This window comes from Citrobacter sp. Cpo109, from assembly GCF_030332565.1.
GTDB lineage: Bacteria > Pseudomonadota > Gammaproteobacteria > Enterobacterales > Enterobacteriaceae > Citrobacter > Citrobacter portucalensis.
The window spans coordinates 184215-204359 of sequence record NZ_JAOWHQ010000062.1 but is presented as its reverse complement, the minus strand read 5'-3'; the positions used below and the strand labels follow the sequence as shown (position 1 = coordinate 204359).

The following is a 20145-nucleotide window of genomic DNA, read 5'->3' as shown; positions in this document are numbered from 1 at the left end:
TTCCTCTGAGCGCCGATAACCTTTGACGAGTCCGGTCAGTCACACTCTTATTTACAGGACATCTCAGATGATAAAGCAGGTTACCCAGCAGCTCATTACGCCCGATGCGAGTATTGAAAGCTTGCTGGAAAGACGCTATTGGCTGCAGTGCGAGCGTGCTTACACCTACCAGCCAATTTACCAGACCAACGGACGGCTGATGGCCGTTGAACTGCTGACCGTCGTGAGCCATCCTGATAACCCTTCCCAACGTATTGCACCAGACCGCTATTTTGCTGAAGTGGCTGTACGGCATCGTGTTGATGTAGTGAAAGAGCAACTTCTGCAGCTTGAGCTGAAAGGGGGCTTTTTCAGAGCCAACAACCTTCTGGCTTCTGTGAACGTCGACGGACCAACGCTCATTGCGATGCGTCAGGATCCCGAAATCCTGAAAATCATTGAAGGCCTGCCGTGGCTGCGTTTTGAGCTGGTGGAACATATCCGCTTGCCGAAGGGGGCGTCGTTCGCCTCAATGTGCGAGTTCGGTCCGCTCTGGCTGGATGACTTTGGTACCGGAATGGCGAACTTCTCGGCGCTTAGTGAAGTGAGTTATGACTATATCAAAGTGGCGCGGGATCTGTTCGTCATGCTGCGCAAGACGCCGGAGGGACGTAATCTCTTCACACTACTATTACAGCTCATGAACCGCTATTGCCGCGGTGTCATTGTCGAAGGCGTTGAAACGCTGGAAGAGTGGCGTGATGTGCAAAACTCACCGGCTTTCGCGGCCCAAGGCTATTTTCTCTCTCGTCCAGTGCCCCTGGATACCCTCGAAGACGTAATTCTGTCACTTTGATGAGGGCGTAGCGCACCTCCTTTTCATCCTGCTGGACTATCTTTAGGACAGGCAAGGAAGGAAGTAAGGAGGTTAGACATGACGAGAACAGGTAAAATAACCACTTCAGTAATAGGGATTTTCTTGTTGTTGATCGTCGTACTCATCATTGTGATTGCGACATTTGACTGGAACCGGCTCAAACCGACCATCAACCAGAAAGTCTCTACAGAACTCAACCGGCCCTTTGCTATACGGGGTGATCTGGGTGTGGTTTGGCAACGCCAGAAGCAGGAAACTGGCTGGCGTAGCTGGGTTCCGTGGCCGCATGTTCATGCTGAAGATATCATCCTCGGCAACCCGCCGGACATTCCCGACGTCACCATGGTGCATCTCCCGCGCGTTGAAGCTACGCTCGCCCCGCTGGCACTGCTGACAAAAACTGTCTGGCTCCCGTGGGTCAAGCTGGTCAAACCCGATGCGCGGCTGATCCGCCTGTCGGAGAAAAACAATAACTGGACCTTTAACTTAGCTGGGGACGAAAACCGCGATCCTGATGCGCCGCCATCCGCATGGTCTTTCCGGCTGGATAACATTCTGTTCGACCAGGGACGTATCGCCATTAACGATAAGGTGACGAAGTCGGAGATTGAGATCCTGGTCGATCCGCTGGGTAAACCGTTGCCCTTTAGCGAAGTGACCGGCGCAAAAGGTAAAGAGAGCAACGCCCACGTCGAGGACTACGTGTTTGGGCTGAAAGCGCAAGGGCGATATAACGGCGAACCGCTAAGCGGTAGCGGAAAAATAGGCGGAATGCTTGCGCTGCGTGGCGAAGATACGCCTTTCCCGATTCAGGCTGATTTCCGTTCGGGCAATACGCGCGTAGCGTTTATCGGCACGATAAACGATCCGATGAACATGGGCGGGGCGGATCTGCGACTTAAATTCTCGGGAGATTCGCTAGGGGATTTGTACGATTTGACCGGCGTACTGCTCCCGGATACGCCGCCGTTTGAAACCGACGGACGTCTGGTGGCGAAAATTGACCCGGAAAAATCCTCTGTTTTTGATTATCGCGATTTCAATGGCCGTATTGGCGACAGCGATATTCACGGAACGCTGGCCTACACCACCGGTAAGCCGCGCCCCATGCTGAAGGGTGATGTGGAATCACGCCAGCTGAGGCTGGCCGATTTGGGGCCGCTGATCGGGGTGGATTCAGGTAAAGGGGCGGAACGGGCAAAACAATCTGAACAGCGCAAAGGTGAGAAGAGCGTTCAGCCTGTGGACAAGGTCTTGCCGTATGACCGTTTTGAAACCGATAAATGGAACGTGATGGACGCTGACGTGCGTTTCAAAGGACGGCGTATTGAGCATGGCAGTAGCCTGCCGATCAGCGATCTCTCCACTCATATCATCCTGAAAAATGCCGACCTGCGCCTGCAACCGCTGAAATTTGGTCTTGCGGGAGGCAGCATTGTCTCCAGCATCCATCTGGAAGGAGATAAAAAGCCGATGCGGGGGCAGGCGGATATTCAGGCGCGGCGGCTGAAGCTAAAAGCGCTGATGCCCGATGTGGAACTGATGCAGAAAACGCTCGGTGAAATGAACGGGGACGCCCGGTTTAGCGGAAGTGGAAACTCGGTAGCGGCGCTGCTGGGTAACAGCAATGGCAACCTGAAACTGCTGATGAATGACGGCTTGATCAGCCGGAATCTGATGGAAATTGTGGGCTTGAATCTGGGGAACTATCTTGTCGGGCAGATATTTGGTGATGACGAAGTGCGGGTGAACTGCGCGGCGGCGAATCTGGATATTGTTAACGGCGTGGCGCGTCCGCAGATTTTTGCTTTCGACACGGAAAACGCAGTCATTAATGTCACTGGTACGGCGAGCTTTGCGTCGGAGCAACTGGATTTAACCATCGATCCGGAGAGCAAAGGGATTCGTATTATTACTCTGCGTTCGCCGCTGTATGTTCGCGGCACCTTTAAGAATCCGCAGGCTGGCGTGAAGGCCGGACCGCTGATTGCGCGCGGTGCGGTTGCTGCCGCATTAGCCACGTTAGTCACTCCTGCGGCGGCCTTGTTGGCGCTGATTTCGCCGTCAGAGGGTGACGCGAATCAGTGCCGGACGATCCTGTCACAGATGAAGAAGTGATGTCTGGCCGGATGTTTATCCAGCCTGGATTTCATGCTCAACGTAAGCCGGATAAGGTGGTTACACCGCATCCGGCAAAAGAATCACAACGACTGATGGCGGGTTTCGTGGGTCAACAGCAGCGCAATAAGCGTTAACGCCGCCATCGATGCCAGATACGTACCGACAGCCGCCAGACCATAATTCGCCTGCAACCATGCGGCGATGTATGGGGCAACTGATGCGCCGAGAATTGACGAAACGTTGTACGAGAACGACGCCCCCGTATAGCGCACTTCGGTCGGGAACAGCTCCGGCAGCAGTGCGCCCATCGGGCCAAATGTCAGACCCATCAGGCTTAAGCCCAGCAACAGGAAGGCGAACACCAGCACCGGATTGCCAGAGCCGAGCAGCGGTTTAAAGGCAAACAGCGCAAACAGAATGATCAGCGTGGTGATGATAAGCATGCTCTTGCGGCGACCAAACGCATCGGCCAGCAGGCCCGCCACCGGTACCATGACGCCAAAACCAATGACCGCCATCATCAGCATCCACAACACTTCATTACGCGGCAGGCCAAGCCCTACAGGCGCTGCGGCGGTACTGAACGTCATCGAATAGACGGTCATGATATAGAACAGCGTATAGGTCGCCAGCATGATGAACGTGCCGAGGATCGTCACGCGAACATGTTTTGTCAGTAGAGTACCCAGCGGGATTTTCACCTGTTTTTTCGCCGCGGCTACTTTGGCGAAGACCGGGGATTCATGCAACGAAACGCGGACGTACAGACCGATAATCACCAGCACAGCGGAGAAGATGAACGGTACGCGCCAACCCCAGCTCATGAACTGTTCGTCGGTCAGCAGCCAGGAGAGCAGCAGAAAGGTACCGTTGGCGAAGAAGAAACCGATAGGCGCGCCCAGCTGCGGAAATGATCCGTACAGCGCGCGTTTGCGCGGTGGCGCGTTTTCCGTCGCCAGCAACGCTGCACCGCCCCATTCACCGCCCAGACCTAAACCCTGACCAAAACGCGCCAGAGCCAGCAGCAGCGGGGCGAAAATGCCGATAGTTTCATAGCCCGGCAGCAGGCCAATGACGACTGTCGAGATCCCCATTGTGAGTAGTGAAGCAACCAGCGTGACTTTACGGCCGACGCGATCGCCGAAATGCCCGAATACCGCAGAACCGATCGGTCGGGCCACAAAGGCGATAGCAAAAGTGGCGAGGGACTGTAGCGTAGCCGCGGTCGGATCCCCCTGCGGGAAGAAGATATGCGGGAACACGATTACCGCAGCGGTGGCGTAAATATAGAAGTCGAAGAACTCAATGGCGGTGCCAATGAGCGAGGCGACGACAACTTTATTGCGCGAGTTGACCGGGGTGTGTTCCTGTTCGTTGTCGAGTGTTGTGGCTGTTGCTTGCATAATATTTTCTTATTTTTGGCCGAACGAAAGGTCATATTACGCACAGCAAAAGAGACATTTCAATCTGTAACAAACTTTGAGATCGGTCAAAAATAGAGCAAAAAGGGGATAATTTTTAGGCTTGAGATTTCACTTCCATGAAATGCTTCACATAATTTAAAACTTGGATGATAAAACTGGTTTCTGGTTAAATAAAAGTTACGAGTTGGATTTATTCACTAAATCAGTGAGAGCAGGCGGCATTATAATTGCCGGATGGCGCTACGCTTATCCGGCCTACAAAACTCTCCCGTAGGCCGGATAAGCGTAGCGCCATCCGCCATAAATGATGAATTAGCGGTGGGTTTTCCCCGGCATACGCGGGTCGTCTTTGTATTCCGCCGTGGCAATCCAGGCTGCGCAAAACAGGGTCAGACGAGCGAAGAAGTAGAAGAACGCCATCAGTCCAAGCACGGAACCAAATGCTGCGCCTGACGGCGACTGCACCAGTGATGGCAGCGTATACGTCATGATCATTTTGATGACTTCAAACCCCAGTGCCGCGATAAAGGTACCGCGTATGAGCGCTTTCTTACGCGGTCGGTGACGCGGTAGCCGCCAAAAAATCCAGAAGAACAGCAGGTAGTTGGCGAAAATAGAGATGGTCAGGCCGATCAGCCGCCAGGCGGGTTTCAGCCATTCGATACCGTCGAGATACAGCGCAGAGATAATCATCTGCTGGGCGGAACCGGCGATAGAGGTAATGGACAGAGTAACAATCAGCGCAACCAGTAAGCCAATCAAGGAAACAAAATCACGCAGATATTTGACCCAAATTTTTTCCTGATCCTGCGGCGTACGTTCCCAAACATCCCGCGACTGGGCACGAATCGCTTCGCGCAGGTTCCCCATCCAGTTAATGCCGGAATAGAGCGCGATGCCAAGCCCTACCAGACCTACAGTTGTACGTTGCTGAACGGCGGTATTGATGGTGTTTTTCAGCGTAGAAGCGAGCGTCGGATCGCTGACGTTCAGCAAAATCTTGCTGAAGATATCCTGCAACAGCGTAGGGTGCGAAGCGAGAATAAAACCCGCGGCGGCAAACGACACCATCAGGATTGGGATCATCGACAGAAACGAGAAGTAGGTAATGGCGGCACCAAACTGATTTCCCATACGATCGTTAAACCGCTCTGCGGCACGAATAAGATGGGCGATGATGGGCTGACGTTGAATTTTATCGGCGAAGGTCAGAGCCGTTTTCAGCGCCTGGTTCGCTTTAGCGTTTTTCTCCGGCTCGGCGGAGGCTGGTTTATGTTCTGGCGTAGGGTGTTTTGCGTCTTGTTCCTGCGTCATCCGATCGGTTGTCCTTATTTTGTTCACTCATGACATTATAGCCTGCTCAGGGGCGCATCCTGAAAAATGGACTAATCCACATAGTCTTTCATCACACCAGTCAGCCATTCCATAAACAGATGTACCCGGCGGGAGAGGTTGCGCCGATGCGGATAAAGCAAAGAGACTGGCATTGGCTCGGCGCGATATTGCGGCAACACTTCGACCAGCGTACCGGCGCGCAGGGCATCACGCACGCCAACGCGCGGCACCTGAATAATGCCCAGACCGGCAAGGCATGCCGCGTGATAGGTTTCGGTACTGTTTACCGTTAGCATGCCGCCGGTTTTAACCCATTGCGTGCCATTTTCTGTCGCCACTTCGAAACCTTGCGCACGCGTTCCTAAATTGACCGAGTAGTGCACCACCGCATGCGAGGCAAGATCCTCCAGATTTTCCGGATAACCAAAGCGGGCGAGGTATTGCGGGCTGGCGCAGTTAATCTGCGTGAGTTTCCCCAGCGGACGCGCAATCAGCCCTGAATCTTTCAGCGCGCCCACGCGTACCACACAGTCGAAACCTTCGCGGATCAAATCCACCAGGCGGTCGCTGCTGCTGAGTTCGAGTTCCAGGCCCGGATACTGATGCAAAAAGCTCGGTAAGCGGGGCATCACCAGGTTTCTTGCTACACCGACCGGCATATCAACGCGCAGCTTGCCGCTGATGCTGGACGGATCGTGATGGAACAGCCCATCCAGCTCATCCAGATTACTCAACAGATCTTTCGCGCGTTCGTAATAGATCATGCCGTCTTGCGTGAGCTGAACGCGGCGGGTGGTGCGGTGCAACAACTGCGTGCCCAGATGATTTTCCAGAGCCTGGATCTGGCGCGATACGCTACCTTTAGGAAGTCCGAGGGTGTCTGCGGCGCGCGAAAAGCTCTCCAGTTCTGCGACGCGGATGAACAACTGCATTGCGTGAATTTTATCCATTCTCATGCCCTATTGTTGTTCTAAATGAAACAGTAATGCGCAGTTAGCAGTATTTATTGTTCTTCTATCACCTAATAAGCTTTGTCTCAATCTTCACAACACCTGAAATGAGGTTTCTTATGACGCAACGTATCGCATTGGTGACTGGCGGCGGCCGCGGACTCGGTAAAAACGCGGCGCTGAAGCTGGCGAGTAAAGGAATCGGTATTATCCTGACGTGGAACAGCAATGAAAAAGAAGCGCAGCAGGTTGTGGGTGAAATACGCCAATCTGGCGGTAAAGCGGCGGCATTACCGTTAAATGTCGGCGATATTTCTACATTCCCTCAGTTTGTTCAACAGGTGCAGGGAACGTTACAAACGCAGTGGCAAAGTAACGCGTTTGATTATTTATTGAACAATGCCGGAATCGGCATCAACGCACCGTATCCGGCATTTACTGAAGCGCAATTTGACCAACTTTTGAACATCCATTTTAAGGGGCCCTTTTTCCTGACGCAGAGCCTGCTACCGCTGATAAATAAAGGTGGTCGCATCCTCAATGTCTCTACCGGGCTTGCCCGCTTTGCGCTACCGGGTTACAGCGCATACGCAGCCATGAAAGGTGCGATGGAAGTGCTAACCCGTTATCAGGCAAAAGAGCTGGGAGAGCGCGGCATAACGGCGAATATTATTGCGCCAGGCGCAATAGAAACGGATTTTAGCGGCGGAAATGTGCGGGATAATGCGCAATTGAATGCGTACATTGCATCGCAAACGGCGCTGGGACGCGTTGGTTTACCTGATGATATTGGCGACGCCATTGCTGCGCTGCTCAGCGATGAACTGGCCTGGATGACGGCACAGCGTATCGAAGTATCCGGCGGAATGTTCCTGTAAACCCATAAGGTGCTTATTCAACAGGTCACGGCATGCGTTGAATAAGCACTTAATGCTAGATTGTATTTTGTAACAGATTTATCCATTGTCGTTGATATCTTATTTTTAGCTAAAAATATAAAATCATATTAATTAATATTCATTGTCTTATCATGAGCATCGAATATTAAGACTTTCCCTAGTTTTCGAACCTGTTTTTGTTCATTTGTATGATCCTTCGGGTTGAGCTGTAACTATTCATAACTTCTGCTTCTTTCTTCTCTGTCTATCGGTAAAATGGCCCCCGCCAAATGGTGACTTCTTATTTTACCCTATGGGTAATACCCTTCCGCATGTTAAGGCTAATATCCTATTCGGATGGAGATAAATAATGCAGGTAGTAATGTTTGACAGGCAGTCAATATTTATTCATGGAATGAATGTAAGTTTGCAGCAACGTATTCCAGGAGTGGATGTTCAGGGTGTCAGTCAGGCAGGTGAACTTTGGCTGACGCTGGAAGATAAACCCGAGGCATTAGTTATATTGGATGGCGACCTTGATGCTGAGTTCTGCTGTAGCTTGCTGCAACAGATAGCAGAGCGCTTTGCGATGGTGAAGGTGCTGGTGACCGCAACGGACTGCCGTAAAAAATGGTTGCAAGAGGTCACTAAACTGAACGTGCTGGCCATTGTTCCGCGCGATTCTGATGCGGAAACCTTTACGCTGGCCCTCAATAGCGTCGCGATGGGTATGATGTTTATCCCCAGAGACTGCATAACCGCTACCGAAAGCGGTGGGCAAAATATCAGATTGCTCAGCGCGCGCCAGCGGGAGATTTTGACCATGCTGGCCGCCGGAGAATCTAATAAACAAATTGGTCGACTGTTAAATATCAGTACCGGAACGGTAAAAGCCCATCTTGAGTCGTTGTATCAGCGCCTGGAGGTAAAAAACCGTACGCAGGCGGCAATGATGTTAAACAACACTATTTACTAGGAACATATTTCACAGTCAGAATATTTCTGGCTGTGAAATAGACACCGGCCAGATATTTTTAGCGCAAAATTGGGTAATTCCCACGCTGAATATCCACGTAATTAATGCTTCCAGCTGAAACCTGTCTTTTATTTGCGTCATTTCCTTATGGATGAATGCCTCGCAGATACTCATATCTGCGAGCAGCAATGTTTCTGCCTGCATCACCGTAATTGGGGTATCAAAGGATTCATTGGCGGAGATTTCGTGCCCGTAACCAATGACCCAGATGCCTTTTTTGTCCTGATACTTTTCCAGCGACAGGCCCTGCCATTGCTTAATAAATGCGATACAGGCGGGCGTGAAATGTGTCGAACGCAGCGGCATAATCATCTCTGTGCAAAGAGACCTATTCTAAAAAAAACACGCCGTTACGCTAGTTGCCTGACAGCCAGTATTTACCGCAAAACGACCTATGCCTTGGGCGGCTGATATTCCTGTTTTAACAGACCAAAAATCCAGTCATCGTGCCAGGTTTGATGTAGCCAGTAGCTTGCGCGTAGCGTGCCTTCATGAATGAACCCGACCTTTTCCAACAGACACCGTGAGGCTTCGTTTCCTGCGGTGACACAGGCGGTCAGTCGCCGCAGACCGCCGCTGGCAAAGGCGTATTCACACACGGCATGCAGAGATTCAGCGCCATAACCTTTACCCTGCGCCTCTGGGGCGAGCAGAAAGCCAACCTCGGCACATTCATTGTTCTCCTGAATGTATCCGGTCACGCCAAGCGGTGCTCCCGATGTCTTATCGCACAAGAGCAGACATAGCCAGTGCGGGCTGCCGGGAAACCATTCAGGCAGGCGGGAGTCGAAGGCTGTCCGTACTTCCTCTTCAGTACGTGCGTCAGCGACAAAACGCATCACATCTGGGTTCTGCTGTAGCGTTAAGAAGAACGTCCAGTCATTTTCTGTCAGTGGGCGGCAGAGCAGACGTGATGTTTGCAGTACAGGCACAGGCTTATCTCCAGAATAATTTTCAATGATTGTGCGGAAGTCACTGTAAAACTTATTTATTTGCTATATGAATGTGTTCTAGTCTACATCGGCACAACGTTGCGTTTAAAAAAGATAATTACATACCATTGTGAGGCCGCACGTTTTGGGTCCTTTTAGGGAAGATGATGACCAATAGCGCGTTACAAGCGACATGTACACCCTTTGAACATTGTCTGGGGATTATCCGCCAGGCGTCGGTAGAAATATTACTGCTTCTAGGCGTACATGCTGCAGAAGGCAAAGACCCGCGGTGGTTTCTCGAACAGCTGGATCAGGCACGACTGAATCTGGGCGGCTGGGGGGCTGTCGCCAGACGGTTGCAGATGAATGATGCGCAATTGAGCCAGTTCACTCTGCGGCTACGTCATCTTCAACAGAGTGTACCCCAATATGAAAATGGCCAGGACGTCAGTGAAAACCAGCTGATTTCAGCGCTGCGCTTTGTGGCTTCTCTGGAACAATTACGCCAGCAACAGCCCATCCTGAAGTATCAAACCGAAATTGCACCTGTGGAGCCGGATGCTCAGATGCGGGCGCAGCGTCAACTTCGCGCAATAGAATTAACCCTCAAATCTCTGATTGCACGGGTATGGCCGGATCAACATCCTCTCAACAGCTTTCTGAAACAGCACTTTGGTGGTGAACGTCTGCGTCGCTGGCTAAAGTTGGGCGAAGGACGAGATGCGCTGGACGGTATGATGTTTAGCGAGCTGGCGCTGATGGTCGTCGATAAGAAATTATTCGTTCGCCACTTTACGCAGATTTTTAACGATACCTCAGTGCTCATGTCATTTGTTGAGCCGCGCATCACGCTACGCATGTTTTTGGATGATTGCCGCCTGGCTCGTAACTGCGTTATCGCGCAGCAGCCGCTGACGTCGGTACAACTGATGTTGCTGGACTACCAGTACCGACAGATAACTCATCCTGTGCAACGGGCATTTGAAGAACGGCGTACGCGCATTAATCCTGCGTCGTATCTGGAATCTGATGAGGCCATGGTCCGCCAGTTTTGGGAAACAGCAAAGCAAAAAGACGAGCAAGCGGGAGGCGATAAGCATGAAATCGCAGACAGTATTGATCCGCCGGAAAAGCGGGCCAAGCGCACGGCGGAAGAACGTGAACAGCTGATTTCCGGTATGTTGTGGGTAGCGGTCGGCGTGATGGTGCTGGCGATTTCGCTGGGTGCGTTCTGGTTATTTACTTCGCCAGCGCCACAGGCGTCTTCCGGACAGTCCGTTGAAATCGTACAAGAGAAGCCACGGCGTGATGCCCCCAGCGCACGGGAGGCGGTGACCCGAATGGGCATCACCTGGGATGCCTTTAACATGCGGGCGGCTATCGATCGCAATGACACCCGCGTGACGTCACTTTTTCTGCAGGGCGGGATGGACTGGAAGCTGGCGTGGACGGAGCAGGCGTTTTCGGCGGGCAATACTGAGGTGTTGAGACTGCTGCTGCGTTACCCTTCGCAGATGGATGAAAGCAAACCATGCCGACAGTTTATGACTACGCTCAGCCATGCGATGTCGAATGGGGCATCGCTCACTTCGCTGCATAAAAGTTATCTGCAAAGTTTTTGTTCCGTGCCTGCGGTCGTTGCGCGTCAGCAATATGATCTTGAGCAGGCCGAGCTGCGTGTTCGCGCCCAGCCAAGCCCTGAGAACAAGAAATGGCAGAAAATTCACGCCGAGCTGTACGATGCAATTAACTGAAAGCCTGATGACTCAGACCGTCAGCCGCTAGGGTTCGCCATACAAACCGATGAGTCGGCGCACCACGCCATTGGTCCAGCCAAAGCCGTCCTGCAACGGATATTCCCCGCCGCCGCCTTCGCGCGGCGCGGCGTCAGCTATGTGGTATTTTTCGATAAGTTTGTGGTGTTCCTGATAAAAGAGATTCACCGTTTTCAACCAGTTACGGGCAATTTCATCCCCGAGATGGTCGTCACCGTACAGTTTGAAGCCCTGGATCGCCATCCACTGCAGCGGCGCCCAGCCGTTGGGTTTATCCCACTGTTCACCGGTTTCATGCTCCGTGGCTAAAATGCCACCGGGCGTTAGCAGGCGACTGCGCACCGCGTTAGCAAGCCGATCGGCTTGTTCATGCGTTGCCATACCGACATACAGCGGCACAATACTGGCGGCAGAGAACAGGGCCATTTGTTCGCGCCGCCAGTCGTAATCGCGATAGCAGCCGTTTTCATCGTCCCAGAGATAGCGGTTTACCGCATCACGACGATCGCTGGCTTTCTGGCGAAAAAGTGCTTCCGTTTCTTTGTCACCTTTTAGCGCGGAAATATTGGCAATAGTGCTTTCCAGCTTGTAGAGGAATGCGTTCAGGTCAATTGGGATGAACTGCGTGGTGCGTATGCTGGCAAGGCGGCCTGCGTCGCGTAGCCAGCGCGATGAATAATCCCAGCCAGAAGCCGCGCCCGCGCGTAAATCCCGATACACTTCATTGGGCGGGCGACCCGAATGCTTGGCGGTCTCGACGTCTTCAAGCCATGATTCATCGCGTGGCGTATCACGATCGTCCCAATAGCGGTTAAGTAGAGAGCCGTCAGACATTCTGATCACGTGGCGGTAGGCCTGGTTGAGTACCAGGGAATCGGCGCCATCCATCCAGAACGCGTACTCCATTTTTAGATGATCAAGGTAACGACGCGCGCCGCGTACGCCATCCTCTTCAAACAGTTCCACCATCAGCGCAAATACCGGCGGCTGTGAGCGACTCAGATAGTAAGTGCGGTTGCCGTTCGGGATGTGACCATAGTTTTCAATCATCCAGGCAAAGTTATCTGCCATACATTTCAGCAGATCTTCGCGGCCGCTCTCTGCCAGACCCAGCATGGTAAAGTAGGAATCCCAGTAGTAGGTTTCGCTAAAACGCCCGCCTGGCACAATGTATGACTGCGGTAACGCCAGTAGCGAGGACCAGGGAATGTGATCCTGCGGCTCGCGCGTCAGCACCGGCCACAGTTGATCGATATGCTCTTTCAGCGAACTTTCCGGGTCAGAAACGTATTCGCTGGAGGGCGTTTCCGGGAGCCAGAAATGGTTCTCGACGAAGCGTCGCAGATCGAAGTCCCGATGGCGTTTAACCTTGCGATAACGAATTAAAATGTCGAGCGGGTCCATTTTGGGCGCACAATCTGGGAAGGTTTTACTATCCGCAAACAGTTTGGATGACTGGACGTGTTCGAACAGTTCGAGATAACGATCGGCAGGGGTTAACGCATCTGAAGCGGGGAGCCCTTCAATCATCTCCGGCTCAGGCTCCGCCTCAATCATTTCATCCAGCTTTAACTCGCACGGATCCATTTCATAAAGCAGATCGATGTCGATCGTCATTTCTTCAGAAGGGGCGTGGGGTAGTTTCTGGTTGAGCATAATGAGAAAGACCTCCGATGGACGTTGAAAGATTAAGGCTATTGCCCGGTCGTCAGTTAAGCGTAGACATTCGCTTCGGTGTCGGGTGAGTAAAGCGTGCGGTTGATCACGTTTTAATGCTGAGCAAAATTTAAAGAATCAGACTATCCCAATGAAAATAATGGATAATTCAAATTTCTGCATGATCTGAATATATTCCATTTTCAGAGCATTCGATTGCAACGAGGTGTGAACAGAGACAGGTAACGCCTTATCTCTATAATAGGCGCAGGCTATTCTATTGATAGTTCTCCCCCATGTAATTGCTTGATACTTATCAAAATAGTAATTCCCTCATTTCCTATGATGGTCAGGTCTGACAAAGACTGCGCATTAATTATTCTAATTTTCTGGGTCACAATAACTCACAACGGTGAGGGTAAAATAATGAAAATCATTACCCGTCTTACCGCGATTGCCATAGCTGGCATCGTGATTTGTTATTTTGGATTATCCGGTTATGTGTGGTATCACGATAATCAACGTAGCAAACAGGCTGATGTTCAGGCCTCTACGCTGGAAGAAAATAATAAGGTATTAGGATTTTTACGCGAAAAAGGATGCGATTATTGTCACACGCCTTCAGCTGAATTACCTTTCTATTCTTCTTTTCCTGTCGCTAAGCAGTTGATGAATTATGATATTCAACTGGGATACAAATCATTCAATCTTGAAGCCGTTCGTGCGGCGCTGGTCGCAGATAAACCCGTTTCGCAAAGCGACCTGAATAAAATTGAGTGGGTGATGCAGTACGACACCATGCCGCCAACGCGATATACCGCGCTGCACTGGGCCGGGAAGGTCAGCGATACGGAGCGAGCCGAGATCCTGGGCTGGATTGCGAAACAGCGTGAGCAGTATTACGCCAGTAACGATACCGCCACGCAGCATCGTAATGAACCGGTGCAGCCGATACCAGAAAGCATCCCAACCGATGCCCGCAAAGTAGCGCTTGGCTTTACGCTTTACCACGACCCGCGTATTTCAGGTGACAGCACGATTTCTTGCGCGCATTGCCACGCTCTGAATGCAGGCGGCGTGGATGGCCGGAAAACGTCGATCGGCGTAGGCGGCGCCGTTGGCCCGATTAATGCGCCGACGGTGTTTAACTCGGTCTTCAACGTTGAACAATTCTGGGATGGTCGTGCGCCAACATTGCAGGCGCAGGCAGGCGGCCCGCCGTTGAACCCTATCGAAATGGCGTCTAAATCCTGGGATGAAATTATCCAGAAACTGGATAAAGATCCGCAATTGAAGCAAGAGTTTATCGCGGTTTATCCGCAGGGATTCAGCGGGGATAATATTACCGATGCGATTGCTGAGTTTGAGAAAACGCTAATTACGCCAAATTCGCCGTTTGATAAATGGCTACGCGGCGATGAAGCAGCGTTAACTGCTCAGCAGAAACATGGCTATCAATTGTTTAAAGATAATAAGTGTGCGACCTGTCATGGCGGTATTATTTTAGGCGGGCGCTCATTTGAGCCATTGGGTTTGAAAAAGGACTTTAATTTCGGTGAGGTCACTGCCGCAGATATTGGCCGCATGAACGTCACTAATGAATTACGTGACAAGCTGCGTCAAAAAGTCCCGGGCTTGCGTAACGTTGCGCTGACCGCGCCTTATTTCCATCGCGGTGATGTGCCTACGCTCGATGGTGCGGTAAAACTGATGCTGCGTTATCAGGTGGGTAAAGAACTGCCGCAGGAAGATATCGACGATATCGTGGCGTTCCTCGAAAGCTTAAACGGCGTGTATACGCCATATATGCAGGGTAAATAAGAGAAAACCGGATGGCAAAGCACCATCCGGTTTATTTATTGCTTAACGCATGGTAACGAATTCTTCTGCCGCCGTTGGATGAATCGCAACGGTGTTATCAAAGTCTTTCTTGGTTGCGCCCATTTTCAGCGCGACCGCGAAGCCTTGCAGCATTTCATCCATTCCAAAACCAATACCGTGAATACCGACAATTTTCTCTTCCGGACCGACGCAAACCAGCTTCATGCGGCACGGCTGACGATGTGAGGTGACAGCGGTATACATCGCGGTAAATGATGATTTATACACTTTCACTTGGTCATCGCCGTGCTGTTCGCGAGCCTGCTGCTCGGTCAGGCCCACGGTGCCAATTGGCGGGTGGCTGAAGACCACGGTCGGGATGTTGCTGTAGTCCAGATGTTCGTCCGGTTTGTTGTTAAACAGACGCTCGGACAGGCGACGGCCCGCGGCAACGGCAACCGGCGTCAGTTCAACGGCACCGGTGTTGTCGCCGACGGCATAAATACCCGGCACGCTGGTGTTCTGGAATTTATCAACGACGATGTAGCCTTTTTCATTGGTTTTCACGCCGGTAACAGCCAGATTGAAGTTGTCCGTTTCTGGCTCACGACCAATCGCCCAAATCAGGCAGTCTACCGTTTCGCTACGACCATCTTCCAGTTGCAGGGTCAGGCTGCCGTCAGCGTTTTTAACAACCGCTTTTGGAATCGCGTGAGTATGCAGAGTCGGGCCTTCGGCGTTCATCACCTCAACCAACGTCTCGACGATCATCGGATCAAAACTGCGCAGCGGCGCGTGTTTACGCACGAACAGGTGAGTTTCTGCGCCCAGGCCGTTAATCACACCAGCCAGTTCAACGGCGATGTAGCCTGCGCCAACAACGGCTACACGTTTTGGCAGCGCTGGCAGCTCAAAGAAACCATTAGAATCAATACCATATTCCACGCCAGGAATGTTCGGATGGCTCGGGCGACCACCGGTGGCAATCAAAATATGATCGGCAGTAATGGTTTCACCGTTTACTTCAATGGTTTTGGCATCCACAAAGCGCGCAAAGCCTTTGATCACATCGACATTATTTTTGCCCAGCACGTTGTCGTACGAGGTATGAATACGATCGATATAAGCGGTACGCGTGGCGATCAGTTTATCCCAGTCGAACTTATTGATGGTGGTGTCGAAACCGTAATCCGGACCGTACATGTGGATCGCTTCGCGGACCTGTGCGGCATGCCACATCACTTTCTTCGGTACGCAGCCAACGTTAACGCAGGTGCCGCCTAACTCTTTGGCTTCAATCAGTGCGCATTTTTGGCCGTACATTGCTGCACGGTTAATGGAGGCAATACCGCCGCTGCCGCCGCCAATAGCGATGTAATCGTAGTGCTTGGTCATGACCGCTCCTTCATGTTCATTGTAGGGCGGAGAAGCGTTACGCCATCCGCCAAAATATTCGCGATTGTATACCTGAAATTAAAAGGTTCCACCGATGGCTGCGATTACTCCGGCACGATCCAGCTTACGGAAGTGTGTCCGGTTCCTGCGGGAACCAGCTTGCTATGTAGCCACGGCAGGATGTTGTTCATCTGCTGCTCCAGCTTCCACGGCGGGTTAATCACAATCATGCCGGACGCCGTCATGCCACGCTGATCGCTGTCCGGGCGCACCGCCAACTCAATTTGCAGAATTTTGCGGATACCGGTGTCTTCCAGATCGTGGATCATGCGCTTGATTTGTTGGCGCAGAACCACTGGATACCACAACGCATAGGTGCCGGTCGCGAAACGTTTGTAGCCTTCGTTAATACCGGTCACTACTGCCTGGTAGTCGCTTTTGATTTCGTAGGGTGGATCGATAAGGATCAACCCTCGACGGGAAACCGGCGGTAATTTTGCTTTCAGCTGCTGATAACCATCGGCTTTGGCCACGCGAGCGCGCTCATCTTTCTGGAATTCGCCGCGCAGCAGAGGGAAGTCGCTCGGGTGCAGTTCAGTTAATTGCAGACTGTCCTGTTCGCGCAGCAGCTGGCGAGCAATTAACGGAGAGCCTGGGTAGTAGCGCAACTGACCGCTACGGTTGAAGTGCTGCACTACGCCAATGTAGGGTTCCAGTTCGGCAGGCAAATCGTCCTGCTGCCAGATACGGGCGATCCCTTCCAGATATTCACCGGTACGTTCGGCATGCTCACTGCTCAGCTGATAACGGCCAGCGCCAGCATGGGTGTCCAGATAGAGAAACGGTTTTTCTTTCTCTTTGAGCGACTCGATGATCAGGCTCTGAACGGTATGTTTAAGGACGTCGGCGTGGTTGCCTGCGTGATAACTGTGGCGATAACTGAGCATGGGTAATGAAATTCCGCTGAAATGACGATTTGCCACAGTTTACAGCAGATCGGCACAGATTACCCGTAGGCCCGGTAAGCGCAGCGCTACCGGGCGTCTTTCCGTCACGGTTAGCATTGAAATCCTCTACACTTAACCCCATTGTACAAATTAATATGCACAGCGCCGGATACGCGCTTCATTCACTCTTTTCAACAGGACCGCGCTAATGACCAATCCATTGCTGACTCCCTTCGAACTGCCGCCGTTTTCTAAAATTCAGCCAGAGCACGTTGTGCCTGCCGTCACTAAGGCGTTGAACGATTGCCGTGAAAATGTTGAGCGAGTTGTTGCGCAGGGCGCGCCGTACACCTGGGAAAACCTCTGCCAGCCGTTGGCGGAAGTTGACGATGTGCTGGGGCGTATTTTCTCTCCTGTTAGCCACCTGAACTCGGTGAAAAACAGCCCGGAACTGCGAGAAGCCTACGAACAAACGCTGCCGCTGCTGTCTGAATACAGCACCTGGGTTGGACAACATGAAGGCCTGTACAAAGCGTACCGCGATCTGCGTGATGGCGATCATTACGCCACTCTGAACACTGCACAGAAAAAAGCGGTTGATAACGCGCTGCGCGATTTTGAGCTTTCTGGTATTGGTCTGCCGAAGGAAAAACAGCAGCGCTATGGTGAGATCGCTACCCGCCTGTCTGAGCTCGGCAACCTGTACAGCAATAACGTCCTCGATGCTACGATGGGCTGGACTAAGCTGGTGACCGACGAAGCGGAACTTGCCGGGATGCCGGAAAGCGCGCTGGCCGCCGCAAAAGCTCAGGCTGAAGCCAAAGAGCAGGAAGGCTATCTGTTAACGCTGGACATCCCAAGCTACCTGCCGGTGATGACCTACTGTGATAACCAGGGGCTGCGTGAAGAGATGTATCGCGCTTACTCCACGCGCGCGTCTGACCAGGGGCCAAACGCGGGCAAATGGGACAACAGCCCGATAATGGAAGAGATCCTCGCGCTGCGCCACGAGCTGGCACAGCTGCTGGGCTTTGAAAGCTACGCCTTTAAATCTCTGGCTACCAAAATGGCGGAGAACCCGCAGCAGGTACTCGACTTCCTGACCGACCTGGCGAAACGTGCCCGTCCGCAGGGTGAGAAAGAACTGGCTCAGCTGCGCGCCTTCGCGAAAGCGGAATTTGGTGTTGATGAGCTGCAGCCGTGGGATATCGCTTACTACAGCGAGAAACAAAAACAGCATCTCTACAGCATCAGCGACGAGCAGCTGCGTCCTTACTTCCCGGAAAACAAAGCCGTTAACGGCCTGTTTGAAGTGGTTAAACGTATTTATGGCATCACCGCCAAAGAGCGCACCGATGTTGACGTCTGGCATCCGGAAGTTCGTTTCTTCGAGCTGTACGACGAAAACAACGAGCTGCGCGGCAGCTTCTATCTTGATCTGTATGCCCGTGAACACAAACGCGGTGGGGCGTGGATGGACGACTGTGTCGGCCAGATGCGTAAGACAGACGGCACATTGCAAAAGCCGGTCGCTTACCTGACCTGTAACTTTAACCGTCCGGTGAACGGTAAACCTGCGCTGTTTACCCACGATGAAGTGATCACCCTGTTCCACGAGTTCGGCCACGGTCTGCACCATATGCTGACCCGTGTCGAAACCGCGGGCGTTTCCGGTATCAACGGTGTGCCATGGGATGCGGTCGAACTGCCGAGCCAGTTTATGGAAAACTGGTGTTGGGAGCCGGAAGCGTTGGCGTTTATCTCTGGTCACTTTGAGACCGGTGAACCGCTGCCGAAGGAACTGCTGGATAAAATGCTGGCGGCGAAAAACTACCAGGCAGCGCTGTTTATTCTGCGTCAACTGGAGTTCGGTCTGTTTGATTTCCGTCTGCACGCGGAGTTTAACCCGCAGCAAGGGGCTAAAATCCTCGAGACGCTGGCGGAAATTAAAAAACAGGTCGCCGTGGTGCCGGGCCCAACGTGGGGCCGCTTCCCGCATGCCTTCAGCCATATTTTTGCTGGTGGCTATGCAGCGGGTTACTACAGCTATCTGTGGGCAGACGTACTGGCGGCAGATGCCTTCTCTCGCTTCGAAGATGAAGGGATTTTCAACCGTCAGACCGGACAATCGTTCCTCGATAATATCCTTACCCGTGGCGGTTCTGAAGAGCCGATGGAACTGTTCAAGCGCTTCCGTGGCCGCGAGCCGCAGCTGGATGCAATGCTGGAGCATTACGGGATCAAAGGCTGATTATTCACGTGAAAATCTGCTTAGTAGATGAAACAGGCGCCGGAGACGGCGCCTTATCTGTTCTTGCCGCCCGCTGGGGACTGGAACACGATGAAGATAACCTGATGGCGCTGGTGATGACGCCGGAACATCTGGAACTGCGCAAACGTGATGAACCCAAACTCGGTGGTATCTTCGTGGATTTCGTGGGCGGTGCGATGGCCCATCGGCGCAAATTTGGCGGTGGACGCGGTGAAGCGGTGGCGAAGGCGGTTGGCATTAAAGGCGATTACCTGCCGGATGTGGTCGATGCGACAGCTGGGCTGGGGCGCGATGCGTTTGTACTGGCCTCGGTAGGCTGCCGCGTACGAATGCTGGAACGTAATCCGGTGGTTGCGGCACTGCTTGATGATGGCCTGGCGCGCGGCTATGCCGACCCGGAAATCGGTCCGTGGCTGCAGGAACGTTTACAGCTGATCCATGCGTCGAGTCTGACGGCGTTAACCGATATCACGCCGCGCCCGCAGGTGGTGTACCTCGATCCGATGTTTCCACATAAGCAGAAAAGCGCGCTGGTGAAAAAAGAAATGCGGGTGTTTCAGTCATTGGTGGGGCCGGATTTAGATGCGGATGGGCTGCTGGAGCCTGCGCGTCAGTTGGCCACCAAACGTGTGGTGGTGAAGCGCCCAGATTACGCGCCGCCGCTGGCGGATGTCGCCACGCCGAACGCGGTTGTGACGAAAGGGCATCGGTTTGATATCTACGCTGGGACAGCATAGTTTGTAG

General features: G+C 52.5%; 16 protein-coding genes. 8 read left to right on the top strand and 8 right to left on the bottom strand.

Annotation, left to right across the window (positions count from 1 at the left end; all coding sequences use genetic code 11):
• Positions 1 to 67 precede the first annotated feature (67 nt).
• A complete protein-coding gene (gene pdeH / locus OGY71_RS15040; RefSeq protein ID WP_003827436.1) occupies positions 68 to 835 on the top strand; it encodes a cyclic-guanylate-specific phosphodiesterase in 768 nt (255 codons plus the stop codon).
• Between the two features lie 78 nt (positions 836 to 913).
• Positions 914 to 2974, top strand: a complete 2061-nt coding sequence (locus OGY71_RS15035; RefSeq protein WP_286613453.1) for an AsmA family protein — start codon at positions 914 to 916, stop codon at positions 2972 to 2974.
• Between the two features lie 83 nt (positions 2975 to 3057).
• Here the strand turns inward: OGY71_RS15035 and OGY71_RS15030 are convergent, their stop codons facing one another.
• The 3 genes from OGY71_RS15030 to OGY71_RS15020 form a co-directional block, all read right to left on the bottom strand.
• Entirely contained in the window at positions 3058 to 4380 is a 1323-nt protein-coding gene (locus OGY71_RS15030) for an MFS transporter (protein WP_003023312.1), read from the bottom strand.
• Positions 4381 to 4713: 333 nt separating this feature from the next.
• Complete coding sequence (gene yhjD / locus OGY71_RS15025) at positions 4714 to 5715, bottom strand: inner membrane protein YhjD (protein ID WP_063941879.1); 1002 nt, start codon at positions 5713 to 5715, stop codon at positions 4714 to 4716.
• 71 nt (positions 5716 to 5786) lie between these two features.
• Positions 5787 to 6686 (bottom strand): LysR family transcriptional regulator, encoded by a 900-nt coding sequence (locus tag OGY71_RS15020; RefSeq protein ID WP_003827442.1) that lies wholly within the window; start codon positions 6684 to 6686, stop codon positions 5787 to 5789.
• Positions 6687 to 6805: 119 nt separating this feature from the next.
• Here OGY71_RS15020 and OGY71_RS15015 point away from each other — a divergent pair, with 119 nt between their 5' ends.
• Together OGY71_RS15015 and OGY71_RS15010 are read left to right on the top strand one after the other, a co-directional pair.
• Positions 6806 to 7564: an SDR family NAD(P)-dependent oxidoreductase gene (locus OGY71_RS15015; protein ID WP_003827444.1), complete on the top strand. Its 759-nt coding sequence runs from the start codon at positions 6806 to 6808 to the stop codon at positions 7562 to 7564.
• Positions 7565 to 7934: 370 nt separating this feature from the next.
• Positions 7935 to 8540, top strand: coding sequence for a helix-turn-helix transcriptional regulator (locus tag OGY71_RS15010; RefSeq protein WP_286613452.1), 606 nt, complete (start codon positions 7935 to 7937; stop codon positions 8538 to 8540).
• A 15-nt stretch (positions 8541 to 8555) separates the two neighbouring features.
• Here OGY71_RS15010 and OGY71_RS15005 read toward each other — a convergent pair whose 3' ends face one another.
• Together OGY71_RS15005 and OGY71_RS15000 are read right to left on the bottom strand one after the other, a co-directional pair.
• Entirely contained in the window at positions 8556 to 8906 is a 351-nt protein-coding gene (locus OGY71_RS15005) for a glycoside hydrolase family protein (RefSeq protein WP_148361349.1), read from the bottom strand.
• A gap of 86 nt (positions 8907 to 8992) precedes the next feature.
• Positions 8993 to 9532 (bottom strand): GNAT family N-acetyltransferase, encoded by a 540-nt coding sequence (locus tag OGY71_RS15000; RefSeq protein ID WP_063941878.1) that lies wholly within the window; start codon positions 9530 to 9532, stop codon positions 8993 to 8995.
• Between the two features lie 167 nt (positions 9533 to 9699).
• Here OGY71_RS15000 and OGY71_RS14995 point away from each other — a divergent pair, with 167 nt between their 5' ends.
• Positions 9700 to 11289: an STY4199 family HEPN domain-containing protein gene (locus OGY71_RS14995; RefSeq protein WP_164563295.1), complete on the top strand. Its 1590-nt coding sequence runs from the start codon at positions 9700 to 9702 to the stop codon at positions 11287 to 11289.
• Positions 11290 to 11316: 27 nt separating this feature from the next.
• Here the strand turns inward: OGY71_RS14995 and OGY71_RS14990 are convergent, their stop codons facing one another.
• Positions 11317 to 12966, bottom strand: coding sequence for an alpha,alpha-trehalase (locus OGY71_RS14990; protein WP_003827453.1), 1650 nt, complete (start codon positions 12964 to 12966; stop codon positions 11317 to 11319).
• 426 nt (positions 12967 to 13392) lie between these two features.
• On the opposite strand from OGY71_RS14990, the gene OGY71_RS14985 reads away from it, so the two are divergent.
• A complete protein-coding gene (locus OGY71_RS14985; protein ID WP_003827455.1) occupies positions 13393 to 14787 on the top strand; it encodes a cytochrome-c peroxidase in 1395 nt (464 codons plus the stop codon).
• Positions 14788 to 14829: 42 nt separating this feature from the next.
• Here OGY71_RS14985 and gorA read toward each other — a convergent pair whose 3' ends face one another.
• Positions 14830 to 16182: a glutathione-disulfide reductase gene (gene gorA, locus OGY71_RS14980; protein WP_003827456.1), complete on the bottom strand. Its 1353-nt coding sequence runs from the start codon at positions 16180 to 16182 to the stop codon at positions 14830 to 14832.
• A gap of 104 nt (positions 16183 to 16286) precedes the next feature.
• A complete protein-coding gene (locus OGY71_RS14975; protein ID WP_106902573.1) occupies positions 16287 to 17129 on the bottom strand; it encodes a 23S rRNA (adenine(2030)-N(6))-methyltransferase RlmJ in 843 nt (280 codons plus the stop codon).
• Between the two features lie 208 nt (positions 17130 to 17337).
• On the opposite strand from OGY71_RS14975, the gene prlC reads away from it, so the two are divergent.
• Both prlC and rsmJ read left to right on the top strand, forming a co-directional pair.
• Positions 17338 to 19380 (top strand): oligopeptidase A, encoded by a 2043-nt coding sequence (prlC, locus tag OGY71_RS14970; RefSeq protein ID WP_060682916.1) that lies wholly within the window; start codon positions 17338 to 17340, stop codon positions 19378 to 19380.
• An 8-nt stretch (positions 19381 to 19388) separates the two neighbouring features.
• The gene (gene rsmJ, locus OGY71_RS14965) at positions 19389 to 20138 is read left to right on the top strand and encodes a 16S rRNA (guanine(1516)-N(2))-methyltransferase RsmJ (RefSeq protein WP_003827462.1); all 750 of its coding nucleotides are present in this window, start codon (positions 19389 to 19391) and stop codon (positions 20136 to 20138) included.
• Positions 20139 to 20145 lie beyond the last annotated feature (7 nt).

Bases quoted from the DNA above. Each gene is read 5' to 3' on its own strand.
- pdeH (WP_003827436.1), top strand. From the start codon at position 68: ATGATAAAGCAGGTTACCCAGCAGCTCATTACGCCCGATGCGAGTATT.
- OGY71_RS15035 (WP_286613453.1), top strand. From the start codon at position 914: ATGACGAGAACAGGTAAAATAACCACTTCAGTAATAGGGATTTTCTTG.
- OGY71_RS15030 (WP_003023312.1), bottom strand. From the start codon at position 4,380: ATGCAAGCAACAGCCACAACACTCGACAACGAACAGGAACACACCCCG.
- yhjD (WP_063941879.1), bottom strand. From the start codon at position 5,715: ATGACGCAGGAACAAGACGCAAAACACCCTACGCCAGAACATAAACCA.
- OGY71_RS15020 (WP_003827442.1), bottom strand. From the start codon at position 6,686: ATGGATAAAATTCACGCAATGCAGTTGTTCATCCGCGTCGCAGAACTG.
- OGY71_RS15015 (WP_003827444.1), top strand. From the start codon at position 6,806: ATGACGCAACGTATCGCATTGGTGACTGGCGGCGGCCGCGGACTCGGT.
- OGY71_RS15010 (WP_286613452.1), top strand. From the start codon at position 7,935: ATGCAGGTAGTAATGTTTGACAGGCAGTCAATATTTATTCATGGAATG.
- OGY71_RS15005 (WP_148361349.1), bottom strand. From the start codon at position 8,906: ATGCCGCTGCGTTCGACACATTTCACGCCCGCCTGTATCGCATTTATT.
- OGY71_RS14995 (WP_164563295.1), top strand. From the start codon at position 9,700: ATGACCAATAGCGCGTTACAAGCGACATGTACACCCTTTGAACATTGT.
- OGY71_RS14990 (WP_003827453.1), bottom strand. From the start codon at position 12,966: ATGCTCAACCAGAAACTACCCCACGCCCCTTCTGAAGAAATGACGATC.
- OGY71_RS14985 (WP_003827455.1), top strand. From the start codon at position 13,393: ATGAAAATCATTACCCGTCTTACCGCGATTGCCATAGCTGGCATCGTG.
- gorA (WP_003827456.1), bottom strand. From the start codon at position 16,182: ATGACCAAGCACTACGATTACATCGCTATTGGCGGCGGCAGCGGCGGT.
- OGY71_RS14975 (WP_106902573.1), bottom strand. From the start codon at position 17,129: ATGCTCAGTTATCGCCACAGTTATCACGCAGGCAACCACGCCGACGTC.
- prlC (WP_060682916.1), top strand. From the start codon at position 17,338: ATGACCAATCCATTGCTGACTCCCTTCGAACTGCCGCCGTTTTCTAAA.